Here is a 14,793-nt window from a genome sequence, read left to right on the forward strand (position 1 = left end):
AAGCCGATGAAAACGGAACAACCGTTATGGGGCAGGGGCATAATGGTCTCTCCCCAGCACTTTCAGCAGCAGGTCGCGTATGCGGCCTGGTCTGTCGAATGTATTGCCCGGCTGGGGCTCACCTCACCCTGGGGAGTCATTGACGCCACTTTCGAACCGGAATCTCTCAGGCTCGGACGTCTGCAGGCCCGTCATCTGCATGTCCGTTTTCAGGACGGTACGCTGATTGATACGGACAATGCTGATTCTCTGCCGCCGGTGCTGTCGCTTGAAAGCGAATCGCAGGCGGTGACGGTCGTGCTGGCTCTTCCGCTGCTGCGGGCAAACGGCGGCAACTGCCTGAAACCCGATGAAGTGGCCGAGCGCCCGGTGCGGTATCGCCAGCGCTGGCGGGATGTGCGCAATACCTTCGGGGAAGACACCCGTCAGATTGCGGTAATGCAGCCGGAACTGACCCTGCGTTTTGCCCACCAGAACAACAGCGATTATCTGACCTGCCCGATCGCCCGACTGCAGCAAGACTCGCAGGGTATATGGCAACTTGATGAGACGTTTCTCCCACCGCTGTTGGCCCTTCAGGGCAGCCACTGGCTGGTTACCCAACTGGAACAGCTGATGACCCAGCTGCGGGCTCGTCTCTGTCGTTTGATGGCAATGCGTCGTGAAAGCAATGAGCGTATGGCGGACTTCGCCGTGGCAGATGTCTCGCTGTTCTGGCTGCTCAATGCGCTGAACAGTGCAGAGCCCGTGCTTGGGCAGTTCCAGCGTAACCTGCAAAGCCCGCCGGAACGTCTGTATCCGGAACTTTCTCGCCTGGCGGGGAGCCTGCTGACCTTCTCTCTGGAGCATCAGGTGAGCGCCATTCCAGTCTGGAATCATGAGCAACTCAACGCGGTATTTCCGCCGCTGTTTGATTTGCTTGGCGATTTGCTTGAAGCCAGCCTGCCGTCCCGCGTGGTGTCTTTGCCACTTGATTATGATCCGCGACTGCACTTCTGGCAGGCTCGGCTGCATGACCCGCGACTGCGCGAAGGGGCTGATTACTATCTTTCTGTGCGTTCACCGATCCCGGTGGCGCAACTGCAGGAACAGTTTCCGCGCCAGTGTAAGGTGGGCAGTCCTGACCATGTGCGTGGGATCGTCAACTCTTCCCGCGTGGGCGTGCCGTTGACGCCACTGCGCCACGTGCCAGCCGCTATTCCACTGCGCCTGGAAAATCAGTATTTCAGTCTCGATCTCTCCCATCCTCTTGCAGCGGACATGCTCCAGAGCGGGACATGTATGTTCTACGTCCCGGGCATGCTCGGCGAGCCAGAACTTGAACTCTTTGCGGTACTGAGAACATGAGTGAGCGTAAACGCGGCACTGCCGTGTCTGTTGATATTGATGCTTTGCTGCAGGATACCTGGCTTCAGGTCATCAGCCTCCGCCATGGCCCGCAGTTTCAGGAAGGTGAAGGCCGACTCCTGTGGGAACGCTGTATCGCTGATGTGGAGCGCGTTCAGCGTGAACTGAAAGCGAGCGGGATGGATGAGACCAGCTGTGAGCATATCCTCACTGCACAATGCGCATTGCTTGACGAGGCGGTTAAAGGCCGTGGTGTGGAGGATGACGCCTGTGTTCAGTGGTATGACATACCCCTGCAGGGGCATTTTCTCGGCACGATGGATGCCGGCGACACCCTGTGTGACAGGATGCGCGATGTTCTGCACGAACCTGCACCGGATAATGCCGTTCTGACCTGCTTCCAGCGGGTAATGATGCTCGGGTTCCTGGGAAGCTTTCGCGCGCTGAACGACCCGGAACGCCAGAAGCTGGTTAGTGCACTCAGTGAACATGTTACGCCGTTCAGCTATCCGCAGACCCATCCTGTACTGGCAGAAAGCCGTGCCGGGCGGGGAATGGGCGGATGGCTGGGCTCATGGCCCGTGCGTATTGGGCTGAGCGTGGTTGTTCTCGCAGCACTCTGGTGGGGGCTGGATCGCTGGCTCGATCGGATGCTGCTGTCCCTGTTGCCGGGAGTCATAAAATGAGTTCTGCACAACAGCGTGGACTTGCGCTGTGGGCAGCCCTGCTGAGTGCCGTGGTCTGTCTGGGTTTTCTGCCGGTATCCCGGCTGGTTTCGGTGCTCGTTCTACTGGCAATGCTCGGGCTTGTCATCGCGTTCTGGTATATCGCCAGACCTCGTGCTGAACACGACGCCACCCTGTGTCTGGACGATCTTCCGGAAGCTATTTACCGTCAACCCGTGGTGCTGGTTTGTGGCGATTTGCCGCTGACCTGGCCGCAACAGTCACCGGTACTGACCGTTACGCAGGGATGCTGGATCCGCGTTGAGGACTATCAGGATCTGGAGCAGGTTGCTCGTCAAATACTATGGCAGCGCCCGGACTGGGGGCGTCAGCTGTCGGTGATGGTCAGTGTCTGCCCGCAAAAACACGCCGACAGCGAAGCCCTGACAAGCCATCTGCTGGCTCTGCGCTGGCAGATCAGCCAGCTGCGTAAAGAAACGGGACATTCTGTGCCATTGATTTTGAATGGACAGATCGGCAGTGCGATGACGGATGACATGCTCTGGCAGGCAGCAATTCCGGGTGAAGAGAGGCGCGTCTGGCGTGAATCGAACGCGCCTTGTTCTATCGCCGCGTGGGTCAACCACGGCGGTGCGCCTGTGATGCAGCAGCAGGTGCTGATGAACAGCCTGATGAACTGGTTCCATCAGCATGTCCAGGCGGTATTTATCGATGAGAACCCTGATGTTCCGACTATCGCACCTGCAGCGGTGCTGTGGGGAATGGGGCCGATTCTTGCCGGGAGCCTCGCCTCATCGGCATGGACGGCGTGGTTGTCTCGTCATACTGCCATGCAGCAGGTGGTCGGCTGGCAGCCGGTAGGTACGGACAGTACGGTGATTTCGCCCTTGCCGGATTTCGTCCTGCCGCTGCTGCCGGAGGGCTGCGGGCTCACTCCGCGGGCCCGCACCTGGCGCTGTGCCCTGTGGATTTTTACCCTGGCGGCCATCGCTGCGCTGCTCAGCAGTGGCTGGAACAATCGGCAGCTGCTGCATCGCGTGAGCTTCGATATCGTCCGTTACAACGGCATCTCTATGGATGATTTCGGTCCGAAAGCCAGCGCCGTTACGGTTCTTCGCGAGGATGCGGCGCTGCTGGATGATTATGCACGTAACGGCGTACCGACCCGGCTGGGGCTGGGGCTTTATCAGGGGGAGCGTTTACGGATGCCGGTACTGGAAGCGATCCGCTCGTATGTGCCGCCACCTCCGCCACCCAAACCGCAGCCGAAGCCCAAGCCGGTACCGAAAATTGTGCGCCTCGACAGCATGTCATTGTTCGATTCCGGCAAGTTCGTACTGAAAGCAGGCTCCACCAAAATGCTGGTGAATTCACTGGTTGGCATTAAAGCGAAGCCGGGGTGGCTGATTGTCGTGTCCGGGCATACCGATAACACCGGCAATCCGCAACTAAACCAGACGCTATCTCTGAAACGTGCTGAAGCGGTACGCAACTGGATGCGCGACACCGGCGACGTGCCGGAAAGCTGTTTTGCGGTGCAGGGCTATGGCGAAAGTCGTCCTGTCGCAACCAATGACACCCTGGAAGGGCGTGCGCTCAACCGTCGTGTCGAAATCAGTCTGGTACCGCAGGCTAACGCCTGTCAGATACCCGGCAAACACCCGGTGCCATCGCAGGATGATGGCGCATCACAATTAAATGGAGAGTAATTCCATGGCAATTCCTGTTTATCTTTGGCTGAAAGACGACGGCGGCGCGGACATTAAAGGGTCTGTAGACGTTCAGGATCGCGAAGGCAGCATCGAAGTGGTCGCTCAGGAACACAATCTGTACATCCCGACCGATAACAATACCGGCAAGCTGACCGGCACGCGTATCCACACGCCGTTCCTGTTCACGAAGGAAATCGACTCCTCAAGCCCGTACCTTTACAAGGCCGTGACCACCGGTCAGACCCTGAAGTCTGCTGAATTCAAGTGGTACAAAATTAACGACGCGGGTCAGGAAGTGGAGTATTTCAACACCAAACTGGAAAACGTGAAGGTGGTGAAAGTGAATCCTGAAATGTACGACATCAAGGATTCTTCTAAAGAGAAGCACAACCACCTTGAGCGCATTGAACTGCGTTACGAAAAAATCACCTGGACCTACAAAGACGGCAACATTATTCATTCCGATTCCTGGAACGAACGCGCCACCGCGTAAGTCGCAAGCGGGCAGGTTTCCCCTGTCCGCTTTTCTTTTTTGCTGAACGTCCGCAGCGGCGGGCGCTGAGCAAAGAAAACATCCTATCACGGAAATAGACCTTATGGGCCTTGGTAACGGTCAGGGGCGGTAGCGTGCCTGAAAGGTCCTCAACAGTGAGTAAAATCAACATGGAAAACCCGGCAATCCTCCTTCGACGTCTTAATCCATACTGCGCTCGAGCGCTGGAAGGCGCTGCTTCGCTCTGCCAGACGCGCGCCCATGCAGAAATTCTGCCGGAGCACTGGCTGCTGAAGCTGCTGGAGCAGGGCGAAGGTGACCTGACGGTGCTGGCGCGTCGCTACGAATGGGATATGGATAGCATTTGGCAGGATTTGCTCGGCTGGCTCGATAAACAGCCTCGCTCTGTTCGCCACCGGCCTCAGCTGTCTGACCAAATTGAGGCTCTGATGCAGCAGGCCTGGCTACTTGCTTCACTCAACGAAGAGGAGCAGATTCGCAGCGTCCATCTGCTGATGGCCCTGGTGGAAAAACCGAAACTGGCACGCTGTGACGGCCTTTGGCCGTTGTTAACGCTTGGTCAGAACCAACTGGAGCGCCTGCGACCGTTGCTGGATGCGCAATCGGATGAGCGTCTGGAAATACAGCATGAAGCTGAACTGACGCAGAGCCTCGGTGGCGAGGTGGAGTTTGTTGGGCGTCCGGCCGGAGTGGAAATGAAAGAGGGGGAACTGAGCCCTGCGCTACAGAACGCGCTGGACAAATTCACCCTTGATGTCACCGCAAAGGCAAAGGAAGGGAAGATCGATCCGGTCTTCGGTCGCGATACGGAAATCCGTCAGATGGTCGACATCCTCTCCCGTCGCCGTAAAAACAATCCGATCCTGGTCGGTGAGCCGGGCGTGGGAAAAACCGCACTGGTTGAAGGCCTGGCGTTGCGTATAGCCGAGGGTAATGTGCCGGAATCTCTCAAAACGGTCAGTTTGCGCACCCTTGACCTGGGCCTGCTGCAGGCCGGTGCGGGCGTGAAAGGTGAGTTTGAACAGCGCCTGAAAAACGTCATTGATGCGGTGCAGCAATCGCCTGTACCAGTCCTGCTCTTTATTGATGAAGCGCACACCATCATCGGCGCGGGCAACCAGGCGGGTGGCGCAGATGCCGCCAACCTGCTGAAACCGGCGCTGGCCCGTGGCGAACTGCGCACTATTGCGGCCACTACCTGGTCTGAATACAAACAATATTTCGAGCGCGACGCCGCCCTGGAGCGCCGTTTCCAGATGGTAAAAGTGGATGAGCCCGACGATGACACCGCCTGCCTGATGCTACGCGGTCTGAAATCCCGCTACGCTGACCACCACAATGTACACATTACCGACGATGCGGTTCGTGCGGCAGTTACCCTTTCGCGTCGTTATCTGACCGGACGCCAGCTTCCTGATAAAGCGGTCGATCTGCTGGACACCGCCGCCGCCCGCGTCCGTATGAGTCTCGACACCGTACCGGAACAGCTGATCCGTCTTCGCGCGAGTATCTCTGCGCTCGACATGGAGAAGCAGGCGCTACTCGAAGATATCGCCATAGGCAATCAGTGCCATGCCGGGCGTCTGAGCGAAATTGAGCAGGAAGAGGTGCGCCTGATTGTGGCGCTTGACGAACTGGAAACCCAGTACGGTCAGGAATTGAAGCTGACCGGTCAGTTGCTGGAAAGCCGTCGGGATATCTCGCGCCAAAGCGAAACTCAGCAGCTGCATCGGGAGCTTAACGAGATGCAGCACAGCAACCCGCTGCTCTCCCTTGATGTGGATGTACGCACCGTTGCCAATGTAATTGCCGACTGGACAGGCGTACCGTTGTCATCGCTGATGAAAGACGAGCAAACCGAACTGCTGACCCTCGAAAATGAAATAGGTAAGCGTGTGGTTGGGCAGGACGTGGCGCTCGAAGCCATTGCTCAGCGTCTGCGTGCGGCAAAAACCGGCCTCACGTCCGAGAACGGCCCGCAGGGCGTATTCCTGCTGGTGGGGCCGAGCGGCGTGGGTAAAACCGAAACCGCGCTGGCTTTAGCCGATGCAATGTACGGCGGCGAGAAGTCACTCATAACGATTAACCTCTCTGAATACCAGGAGCCGCACACGGTTTCTCAGCTGAAAGGCTCGCCGCCGGGCTACGTGGGCTACGGCCAGGGCGGTATCCTCACCGAAGCGGTGCGTAAACGCCCGTACAGCGTGGTGCTGCTTGATGAGGTGGAAAAAGCGCACCGCGACGTCATGAACCTGTTTTACCAAGTATTTGATCGGGGCTTTATGCGCGACGGCGAAGGGCGCGAAATTGATTTCCGCAATACCGTCATCCTGATGACCTCCAACCTCGGTAGCGACCACCTGATGCAGCTGCTGGACGAAAACCCGGAAGCCACCGAAGCAGACCTGCACGAACTGCTGCGTCCGATCCTGCGCGATCATTTTCAGCCCGCGTTGCTCGCCCGCTTCCAGACGGTGATTTTCCGTCCGCTGGCTGAAACTGCCATGCGGACCATCGTGGAAATGAAACTGGCACAGGTCAGCAAGCGCTTGCATCGTCACTACGGCTTGGCCACGCAGATTGATGAGAGCCTGTATGACGCCCTGACCGCCGCCTGCCTGCTTCCGGACACCGGCGCGCGCAACGTCGATAGCCTGCTGAATCAACAGATTCTGCCGGTGCTGAGCCAGCAGCTGCTGACCTGCATGGCCGCAAAACAGAAGCCGCGTTCGTTACGCCTGAGTTGGGACGATGAAGAAGGGATCGGCCTGGAGTTTGACTGGACTGAGGGGGACAACGCATGAGTACTAACCCCCCGATCAGATACAGCCACAACCATCACCTGCTCGTGGTGAAGGGCTGTGACGCAGAGCCCGACGTGCTGGCCTTTTCAGGCGACGAGGCCCTGAGCAGACCGTTCAGCTACCGCGTTGAGTTCACCAGCCGCGACCACGGCATCAGCAAAGAGATGATGCTGATGAAGCCCGGCTCGCTGACGCTCCAGGCCCCGGTTGACCAGGGTTACGGCATCAAAATCCGGCAGCCGCTGCGGGTGATTCAGGGGGTGGTGTCCGGTTTTGAACGCCTCGGCACATCAAAAGATGAAACGCATTACGCCCTGACGCTCCGGCCGCGTCTGGCACTGCTTGACCGTTCGCACCAGAACGCGATTTACCAGGACATGTCGGTCCCGCAGATTGTGGAAAAAATCCTGCGCGAGCGGCACGGCATGCGCGGTCAGGACTTTCTGTTCTCGCTCACAAAAGAGTATCCGCGCCGTGAGCAGGTGATGCAGTACGGCGAGAATGACCTGCACTTCATCACCCGCCTGCTGGGCGAGGTCGGCATCTGGTTCCGCTTCACCACCGACACGCGCCTGAACATCGACGTGGTGGAGTTTTACGACAGCCAGCAGGGGTACGAGAAAGGCCTGACCCTTCCGTCGGTGCCGCCGTCAGGGCAGCACTCGCAGGGCGTGGATTCGGTGTGGGGGATGGAGAGCCATCATAACGTGGTGCAGAAGCAGGTCAGCACCCGGGACTACAACTACCGTCAGGCCACAGAGGATATGAATACGCTGGTTGACGTCACCCGGGGGGACGCGACCACGTACGGGGAGGCGTACCACTATGCCGACAATTATCTGACGCCGGGCAGCGCGTATGAGCGTAATCCGGCGCCCGAGTCCGGGGCGTTTTATGCCCGCATCCGGCATGAGCGCTACCTGAACGGCCAGACGCGGACCCGGGCCACCACCAGCAGCCCGGCGCTCTCTCCGGGGATGCGGCTGTACGTTACCGGCGGGTATGAAGTGGCGGACGTGTTTGCGCACGGCGTGGTCATCACGGCGATGCAGACCCACGCGCGGCGGGATGAAGACTTCAGCCTTCATTTTGACGGCATTCCGGACAGCCCGGATTTCAGCTTCCGCCCCGAGCCGGGGACTCGCCCGGTGATGGCCGGGACGCTGCCGGCCCGCGTCACCAGCACCACCGAAAATGACGTCTACGGCCATATCGATAAGGACGGGCGCTACCGCGTCAGCATGCTGTTTGACCGTGACGGCTGGGAGACAGGGTTCGAAAGCCTGTGGGTGCGGCAGTCACGCCCGTATGCCGGGGAGACCTACGGCCTGCACCTGCCGCTGCTGGCGGGCACCGAAGTGGCTATTGGCTTCGAGGACGGCAACCCGGACCGGCCGTACATTGCCGGCGTGCTGCACGACTCGGCTCACGGCGACCACGTCACCATCCAGAATTATAAACGCAACGTCCTTCGCACCCCGGCGAACAACAAAATCCGCCTTGATGACGAGCGCGGAAAAGAGCATATCAAGGTCAGCACGGAGTACGGCGGCAAGAGCCAGCTGAATCTGGGGCACCTGGTCGACAGTGAAAAACAGCAGCGCGGCGAGGGCTTTGAGCTCCGGACGGACAGTTGGGGCGCCATCCGGGCGCAGAAAGGAATTTTTATCAGCGCTGACGGCCAGGCAAAGGCACAGGGCGACGTTCTGGCGATGGAGCAGGCGATTAGCCTGTTGAAAGGTGCGGTAAATCTGGTAGCAGAATGGGGAGAGGTTGCAAGGACCCACCAAAACTTCGCACCGGATACACAACCCCTTCAGGCGCTTGTTTCAGGAGCGAGCCTACTCAAAGAACCGACTTTGTTAATGTCTGCGCCGAAAGGTATTGCCGCCGTCACACTGCAAACAGCATTGCTGCACAGCGGAAAGGGTATGTATCTGCAAAGCCTTGGGGAGGTTAATATCAGCGCGGCGCAGCGTTACTCCGTCAATGCCAGTCAGGCTATCTCTATTCTGGCCCACCAGGAAGGTATGCGTCTGGTCTCTGCCAAAGGCCCGCTGGCGGTGGAATCCCACTCGGATACGCTGTCTATCACGTCGATGAAGGATGTCACGGTGCAGTCCACTCAGGGGCACCTGCAGCTGACGGCAAAGAATGGTATCACGCTTGCCTGCGGCGGTGCTTACATCAAGCTCACGCCACAGGGCGAAATCAACGTGCATGGTCCTGGCCTGTTAAGCCTTAAAGGGCAACATAAATTACAGGGCCCGGCGAGTGAGGATTATCCGCTGCCAGAATTGCCTTCGTCAGTGTGCAAAGAGTGTCTGAAAAAGGCGCAGCGGCTGGCACAGGGCTTTGTGCCAAGGGAGGCATAAGTGAACACGACCCATATCACTGACTGGGTGAATCTGCTTCAGCAAACCTGCGCTGATATAAGCATGACCCACCTTGATTTTATTCTCGACCAGTGCGGTATTGATTTTTCAGTCATCCCTGTACTGCGGGATTTTTCACCGCCTCTGGTATGGCAGTCTCTCTATAAGGGTTTGCCGGAAGATGCCCTGCCTGAAGAGTCGCCGCTGTTGATCAGGATCTCTTTAAACGATCCTCAGCAGAAGCAGTGGTTTATTGAACTGGCTCAGAAAGTACAAAAGACAGCCCCGCTGTTGGTGCTCTGTTCTCCCTGGTCTTTTACTACTCTGGCTGAATGGTTAACTGCCTGCACCGATGCGACACATGAGGGACGTGCAGGGCTGTTCAGATACTTTGATGCTCGTATTTTCCCTTATCTGTTTTCTCATATTCTGGAACCGGATCAGCAGGCCCAGCTGCAGCGTCCGGCTCTGTTCTGGAGCTGGCTGGATCTCGACGAAAAGCCGGGGTTGCTGATGGGGCAGGGAGCACAGCCCGCAATCAACGAGAAGTGTCAGAATATCGCTTTGCGTGATAGTCAGTTTGAAGCCCTGATGTGCATCTGCGACGTCAAGCTGATGCTTCGCCATCGGGATGTTCCTGATACTGGATTTGCCTCGCAGGATGAACGGTTTACTGCCTGCTTCAACGGTATGCTCTCAGCCACTGCCAAAGGGATGATATTGGATAAAGAGCGCGAGGATTGGGTTATTGGGACCCTGACCGGACGACCTTCGGCAGAAGTCTGAAAGTGGGATCATGAGGCTGTTGCCTTCCGGGGGAGCAGCTATACAAGGAATGCAAAATGAAAATACGACATTACCTCGTGGTTCTGGTTGCCCTGTTGCTGACGGGATGCAGTCAGCCGTCGGCGAAAGCTAAAACCCGGAGCGGCGGTGGTGGAACCATTGTTGCCATTAATCACACCAAATGGGCAATCAACCATTTCAGCGTCGACGGTCAGTCGGGGATTGATGCTATTGGTCCCTGGCAGGGCGGCGGCGGCGGCTGCTGCTATGGCGTGCCGGCGAAATGGCGGCCCGGAATGACGGTTAAGGTTGACTGGGAAAGCGGAGAAGCCTCAATGAAAGGTTTTCCTGGGTTTGCGGATACAGCTAAGTATCGGGCCTGGGAAAAAAAAATGAGTGCTAATAATCGGCAGCACAGCGCGTTGGTACCGGTTCCGGACTATACAGGGCAGGAAACCTGCGGGATCACGGTTCATTTTCTGCTCTGTGATGAAGTCAAGGTGACCACCAGTTGCGCCAACTATGGCCACCCGGAACACCCGATCAAAGAGCCTCTTAAGATGCCGGAGCCCAAAGTATGTTCGAAATAATCACCGATCTGGCGTGGTTCCCGCCGGCGTTTCCGGCTCAGGGGCGTTTATCCACTCAGGCTGCGCTGGTAGGCACAAACTGTGCGCAGCAGGACAACCACGAGCTGGCCTACCGGCAGGCGCTAATCACCGTTTGACGTTTTTTCCTTTCAGTAATGCTTAGCCATGCCATCGTGAAAAGTCATGGTTAAGCAAGACGCAGTAACCTGTTAATTCATAAAAGGAATGCAAAATGAAAATACGACATTACCTCGTGGTACTGGGTGCCCTGCTGCTGGCGGGCTGTAGCCAGCCGACGGCGAACGCAGAAAGCCGGGGTGGCGGCGGAACCATAGAGGCGATCAATCACACCAAATGGGCAATCAACCATTTCAGCGTCGATGGTCAGTCGGGGATAGACATTATCGGGCCGTATCAGGGCGGCGGCGGTGGCTGCTGCTATGGCGTGCCGGCGAGGTGGCGGCCGGGTATGACGGTGAAAGTCGACTGGGAAACAGGTGTTGGGGATATGGATGGGTTTCCAGGGTTTGACAAATGGGATGAGTATCTGGTCTGGGAAAAAAAAATGAAGGCCCAGAATAAGCAGCACAGCGCGGTGGTACCGGTGCCGGACTATACGGGACAGGAAATCTGCGGGATCACGGTGCATTTTCTGCCCTGTGATGAGGTGAAAGTGACGACCAGCTGTGCCAACTATGGCCACCCTGAACACCCGATCAAAGAGCCTCTTAAGATGCCGGAGCCCAAAGTATGTCCGAAATAATCACCGATCTGGCGTGGTTCCCGCCGGCGTTTCCGGCTCAGGGGCGATTACCCGCTCAGGCTGCGCTGGTAGGCACAAACTGCGTGCAGCAGGATAACCACGAGCTGGCCTACCGGCAGGCTCTAATCACCGTTTGACGTTTTTTCCTTTCAGTAATGCTTAGCCATGCCATAGTGAAAAGTCATGGTTAAGCAAGACGCAGTAACCTGTTAATTCATAAAAGGAATGCAAAATGAAAATACGACATTACCTCGTGGTACTGGGTGCCCTGCTGCTGGCGGGATGCAGTCAACTCGTGGCGAACGCAGAAAGCCGGGGTGGCGGCGGAACCATAGAGGCGATCAATCACACCAAATGGGCAATCAACCATTTCAGCGTCGACGGTCAGTCAGGCATTGATGCTATTGGTCCCTGGCAGGGCGGCGGCGGCGGATGCTGCTATGGCGTGCCGGCGAAATGGCAGCCCGGAATGACGGTGAGGGTCGACTGGGAGACAGGAGTGGGTGGCTCGAAGGGTTTTCCAGGTTTTGCAGATAGAGAGAAGTTCAAAAAATGGAAAAAAGATATGCAGGCCCAGAATAAGCAGCACAGCGCGGTGGTACCGGTGCCGGACTATACGGGACAGGAAATCTGCGGGATCACGGTGCATTTTCTGCCCTGTGATGAGGTGAAAGTGACGACCAGCTGTGCCAACTATGGTCACCCTGAACACCCGATCAAAGAGCCTCTTAAGATGCCGGAGCCAAAAGTATGTCCGAAATAATTACCGATCTGGCGTGGTTCCCGCCGGTATTTCCGGCTCAGGGGCGTTTACCCACTCAGGCTGCGCTGGTTGGCGCAAACTGCGCGCAGCAGGACAACCAAGAGCTGGCCTACCGGCAGGAGCTGTGCCTGGCCGCCGGGCGGCGCGTGGAGCCCCCCTGCTGTAAGACTTTGCATATCAGCTTTTTTTTTGACGGTACCGGTAATAACCTCAATCACGACTTATATATTGCTGACCCGAAGCACCCCACTAATATTGCCCGTCTGTTTCGCGCCACCATCGGGCAGGGTGCAGCCGGTGGAGTCACTAAAGGTGAAGAACTGCTGGATGCGGATGGTAGCGCTGAAGATAAGTACTACAAATATTATATTCCCGGTGTCGGGACGCCTTTTCCCGAGGTGAACGATCTGGATTTCAGCATGATGGGGCTGGCGGCAGCAACCCACGGGGAGGATCGTATCAACTGGGGCCTGCTGCGGATTATCGATGCCCTGAAGCGGACGACAACCAAGAAGAGCCTGTCGAACAGTGCGAGCTGGACGGCGGTGGACAAAATGGCGACCTCTATGGCGTCCTTTGGGCTGACCGGCAGCGCTAACCGTTATGAGACCTTCCAGAGCCTGCTGAAAGATATGGCACCAGCCCTGCAAAAGGCCCTGGTGCCTGTCGACCCCGGAAAGCCGAAGCTGTTGGGGATTAAACTGTACGTGTACGGCTTTTCGCGCGGGGCAGCGGCGGCGCGGGCCTTTGTCCGCTGGCTCAGCGAACTGTTACCAAAGCCTGCAGAGGGAAAAGACAAACCCGAGCAGTGCCTGGCGGTGGGGGGGCTGAAAATTCCACTCAGCGTGGAGTTTCTTGGCCTGCTGGATACGGTGGCCTCGGTGGGGGTGGCGCATATCGCCCCGGTTGCTGAAGGGCATATGGGCTGGGCGGACGGGACCCAGGAGCTGCCAGCAGAGAAGGTCTACGGGGGCTTGATTAAAAAGTGTGTCCACCTGGTCTCTTCCCACGAACAGCGGCTGTGTTTCCCGCTGGATTCGATCCGCCGCCCGGATGGTACGTATCCGGCGAACAGTCAGGAGGTTGTTTATCCGGGAATGCACTCGGATATAGGCGGTGGTTACCCGCCAGGGGATCAGGGTAAGGCAAATGGTGATGGCGATAGTTTGCTGTTGTCACAAATTGCGTTGAATGAGATGTATGCCGCTGCTTTTGAATCTGGAGCCCCTCTGAAAGCCCCCGAAGATAGTTTACCTGAAGATCTTAAATCTCAGCGCTGGAGGGTAATGGATGCCGATAGAATCTTAGAATTCGATATTGATACTGCTTTAGTCAATCGTTTCAATGCATGGCGCGAAATCACCCTCGGCCTGACAGCTCCCGATAAACCCATTCCCCCCGAACAGGCCGCAAAATACGATCCGCCGCGCGCGCCGGTCAGCCTGGAGAAAGCCCTTGAAGATCAGATGGGCTGGATCACCGCGTGGCGTATCAATCGCTATGCCGGGGGAACCTACAAGACCCAGCGCTTCTATGTTGATTCGGCGGCGAACGGGCTGGATAAAGACAGCGATCCGCTGGTCAGAAAGCAGTCTGAGGAAGCATGGAAAGAAGCAAAGAAAGAGGTTGACGATGCTCGGCGGGATATGAAGGCGAAACATAAACCTGAAGAGGGCTTCCTGATGCTCCCGCCGGGGCCGAAGGATTTTGACGCCGCGCTGGGGCAAACTCAGCTGCGCCAGGCCGCCGAAGAGTTCAGGGAGGATTACAGCGGCCTCTCCCGGTCGGATACCGGTAACTGGCTGTTTTCCGCCGTTGATTCAATGAGCAACGCCATCTTCCTGCTGAATCACGACAATGAGTACGGCGAATGGCTCAGCATGAAAACCGCCGGGGACGATCGCGTGAAAGTGCTTTTCCCGACAACCGGCGAAGCGAGTAACGCCTCTGAACCTGCCGGGCTGGTGCGGGCGCTGTTTGACGATCAGGTCCATGATTCCCGCGCGTGGTTTATGCACAACGCCTTCGGCTCCCGCGAACCCTGGGGCAGCTATTTCCTCTACCGGATGATCTACTTCGGCAGCCGCAGCAGTAAGCCGATGACGCCGTTGATGATTGCCGGGGCGGTGGTGGGGGTCGCGACCCTTGCCGCAGGCGCGGCCGTTATCATCAAACAGAAAAGCGCGAAGGGCAAACTCGCAGGGCTTGCCGGTACCGTGGGGGCCGTTTATCTCGAAACGCAGGCCATCGATCTGCTTTCCGGCAAACCGCTGCCGATGCTGCCTGATGCAGCACAGCTGCAGGCACCAACGATGGAGCCAGGCACGGTGGTTGCACAGCAAACGCAGGTCATCAGCGAGCAGCGGCTGGCGCTGGCAAAATCAATGATTGAGTCCAGCTGGGCGGAAAAACTTAAGGCGACCGTAACGGCCTGATTCAGGGAGGGATGAAGG

At 57.5% G+C, this 14,793-nt stretch carries 13 protein-coding genes; all 13 read left to right on the top strand.

All coding sequences use genetic code 11. The annotated features are described in order from the left end of the window. The first annotated feature begins 6 nt into the window (after positions 1 to 6). The 13 genes from tssK to USG84_RS12725 all read left to right on the top strand — a co-directional run bounded on the left by tssK (position 7) and on the right by USG84_RS12725 (position 14,775). Complete coding sequence (gene tssK / locus USG84_RS12665; RefSeq protein WP_151412984.1) at positions 7 to 1,347, top strand: type VI secretion system baseplate subunit TssK; 1,341 nt, start codon at positions 7 to 9, stop codon at positions 1,345 to 1,347. Next, complete coding sequence (tssL, locus tag USG84_RS12670; protein ID WP_151412983.1) at positions 1,344 to 2,033, top strand: type VI secretion system protein TssL, short form; 690 nt, start codon at positions 1,344 to 1,346, stop codon at positions 2,031 to 2,033. Before tssK ends, tssL begins: the two co-directional genes overlap by 4 nt. Next, complete coding sequence (locus USG84_RS12675) at positions 2,030 to 3,742, top strand: OmpA family protein (RefSeq protein WP_151412982.1); 1,713 nt, start codon at positions 2,030 to 2,032, stop codon at positions 3,740 to 3,742. The genes tssL and USG84_RS12675 overlap by 4 nt, the downstream gene beginning before the upstream one ends. A gap of 4 nt (positions 3,743 to 3,746) precedes the next feature. Continuing rightward, entirely contained in the window at positions 3,747 to 4,238 is a 492-nt protein-coding gene (gene hcp / locus USG84_RS12680; protein WP_151412981.1) for a type VI secretion system effector Hcp, read from the top strand. Between the two features lie 170 nt (positions 4,239 to 4,408). Beyond that, positions 4,409 to 7,063: a type VI secretion system ATPase TssH gene (gene tssH / locus USG84_RS12685; RefSeq protein WP_253543504.1), complete on the top strand. Its 2,655-nt coding sequence runs from the start codon at positions 4,409 to 4,411 to the stop codon at positions 7,061 to 7,063. Further along, complete coding sequence (locus USG84_RS12690) at positions 7,060 to 9,438, top strand: type VI secretion system tip protein VgrG (protein WP_320738296.1); 2,379 nt, start codon at positions 7,060 to 7,062, stop codon at positions 9,436 to 9,438. Before tssH ends, USG84_RS12690 begins: the two co-directional genes overlap by 4 nt. Continuing rightward, positions 9,439 to 10,224 carry a DUF4123 domain-containing protein gene (locus tag USG84_RS12695; RefSeq protein WP_151412980.1) on the top strand — a complete coding sequence of 262 codons (786 nt, stop codon included), beginning with the start codon at positions 9,439 to 9,441 and terminating at the stop codon, positions 10,222 to 10,224. It abuts the gene before it with no gap. Positions 10,225 to 10,280: 56 nt separating this feature from the next. After that, positions 10,281 to 10,814 (top strand): DUF3304 domain-containing protein, encoded by a 534-nt coding sequence (locus tag USG84_RS12700; RefSeq protein WP_253542898.1) that lies wholly within the window; start codon positions 10,281 to 10,283, stop codon positions 10,812 to 10,814. Continuing rightward, on the top strand, positions 10,802 to 10,951 hold the full coding sequence (locus tag USG84_RS12705; RefSeq protein WP_320738297.1) for a hypothetical protein: 150 nt from the start codon (positions 10,802 to 10,804) through the stop codon (positions 10,949 to 10,951). The genes USG84_RS12700 and USG84_RS12705 overlap by 13 nt, the downstream gene beginning before the upstream one ends. A 95-nt stretch (positions 10,952 to 11,046) precedes the next feature. Continuing rightward, the gene (locus USG84_RS12710) at positions 11,047 to 11,577 is read left to right on the top strand and encodes a DUF3304 domain-containing protein (RefSeq protein WP_253542893.1); all 531 of its coding nucleotides are present in this window, start codon (positions 11,047 to 11,049) and stop codon (positions 11,575 to 11,577) included. After that, entirely contained in the window at positions 11,565 to 11,714 is a 150-nt protein-coding gene (locus USG84_RS12715; protein ID WP_266178651.1) for a hypothetical protein, read from the top strand. Before USG84_RS12710 ends, USG84_RS12715 begins: the two co-directional genes overlap by 13 nt. Before the next feature lie 95 nt (positions 11,715 to 11,809). After that, positions 11,810 to 12,340 carry a DUF3304 domain-containing protein gene (locus tag USG84_RS12720; protein WP_151412978.1) on the top strand — a complete coding sequence of 177 codons (531 nt, stop codon included), beginning with the start codon at positions 11,810 to 11,812 and terminating at the stop codon, positions 12,338 to 12,340. After that, entirely contained in the window at positions 12,328 to 14,775 is a 2,448-nt protein-coding gene (locus USG84_RS12725) for a DUF2235 domain-containing protein (RefSeq protein ID WP_320738298.1), read from the top strand. The genes USG84_RS12720 and USG84_RS12725 overlap by 13 nt, the downstream gene beginning before the upstream one ends. The last annotated feature ends 18 nt before the right edge of the window (positions 14,776 to 14,793 follow it).

It is taken from the genome of Enterobacter sp. 168J2 (genome assembly GCF_034107265.1).
In the GTDB taxonomy this organism is placed as follows: domain Bacteria; phylum Pseudomonadota; class Gammaproteobacteria; order Enterobacterales; family Enterobacteriaceae; genus Enterobacter; species Enterobacter nematophilus.

Excerpts from the sequence above, each read along its gene's own strand:
- tssK (WP_151412984.1), top strand. The coding sequence starts at position 7 with ATGAAAACGGAACAACCGTTATGGGGCAGGGGCATAATGGTCTCTCCC.
- tssL (WP_151412983.1), top strand. The coding sequence starts at position 1,344 with ATGAGTGAGCGTAAACGCGGCACTGCCGTGTCTGTTGATATTGATGCT.
- USG84_RS12675 (WP_151412982.1), top strand. The coding sequence starts at position 2,030 with ATGAGTTCTGCACAACAGCGTGGACTTGCGCTGTGGGCAGCCCTGCTG.
- hcp (WP_151412981.1), top strand. The coding sequence starts at position 3,747 with ATGGCAATTCCTGTTTATCTTTGGCTGAAAGACGACGGCGGCGCGGAC.
- tssH (WP_253543504.1), top strand. The coding sequence starts at position 4,409 with ATGGAAAACCCGGCAATCCTCCTTCGACGTCTTAATCCATACTGCGCT.
- USG84_RS12690 (WP_320738296.1), top strand. The coding sequence starts at position 7,060 with ATGAGTACTAACCCCCCGATCAGATACAGCCACAACCATCACCTGCTC.
- USG84_RS12700 (WP_253542898.1), top strand. The coding sequence starts at position 10,281 with ATGAAAATACGACATTACCTCGTGGTTCTGGTTGCCCTGTTGCTGACG.
- USG84_RS12705 (WP_320738297.1), top strand. The coding sequence starts at position 10,802 with ATGTTCGAAATAATCACCGATCTGGCGTGGTTCCCGCCGGCGTTTCCG.
- USG84_RS12710 (WP_253542893.1), top strand. The coding sequence starts at position 11,047 with ATGAAAATACGACATTACCTCGTGGTACTGGGTGCCCTGCTGCTGGCG.
- USG84_RS12715 (WP_266178651.1), top strand. The coding sequence starts at position 11,565 with ATGTCCGAAATAATCACCGATCTGGCGTGGTTCCCGCCGGCGTTTCCG.
- USG84_RS12720 (WP_151412978.1), top strand. The coding sequence starts at position 11,810 with ATGAAAATACGACATTACCTCGTGGTACTGGGTGCCCTGCTGCTGGCG.
- USG84_RS12725 (WP_320738298.1), top strand. The coding sequence starts at position 12,328 with ATGTCCGAAATAATTACCGATCTGGCGTGGTTCCCGCCGGTATTTCCG.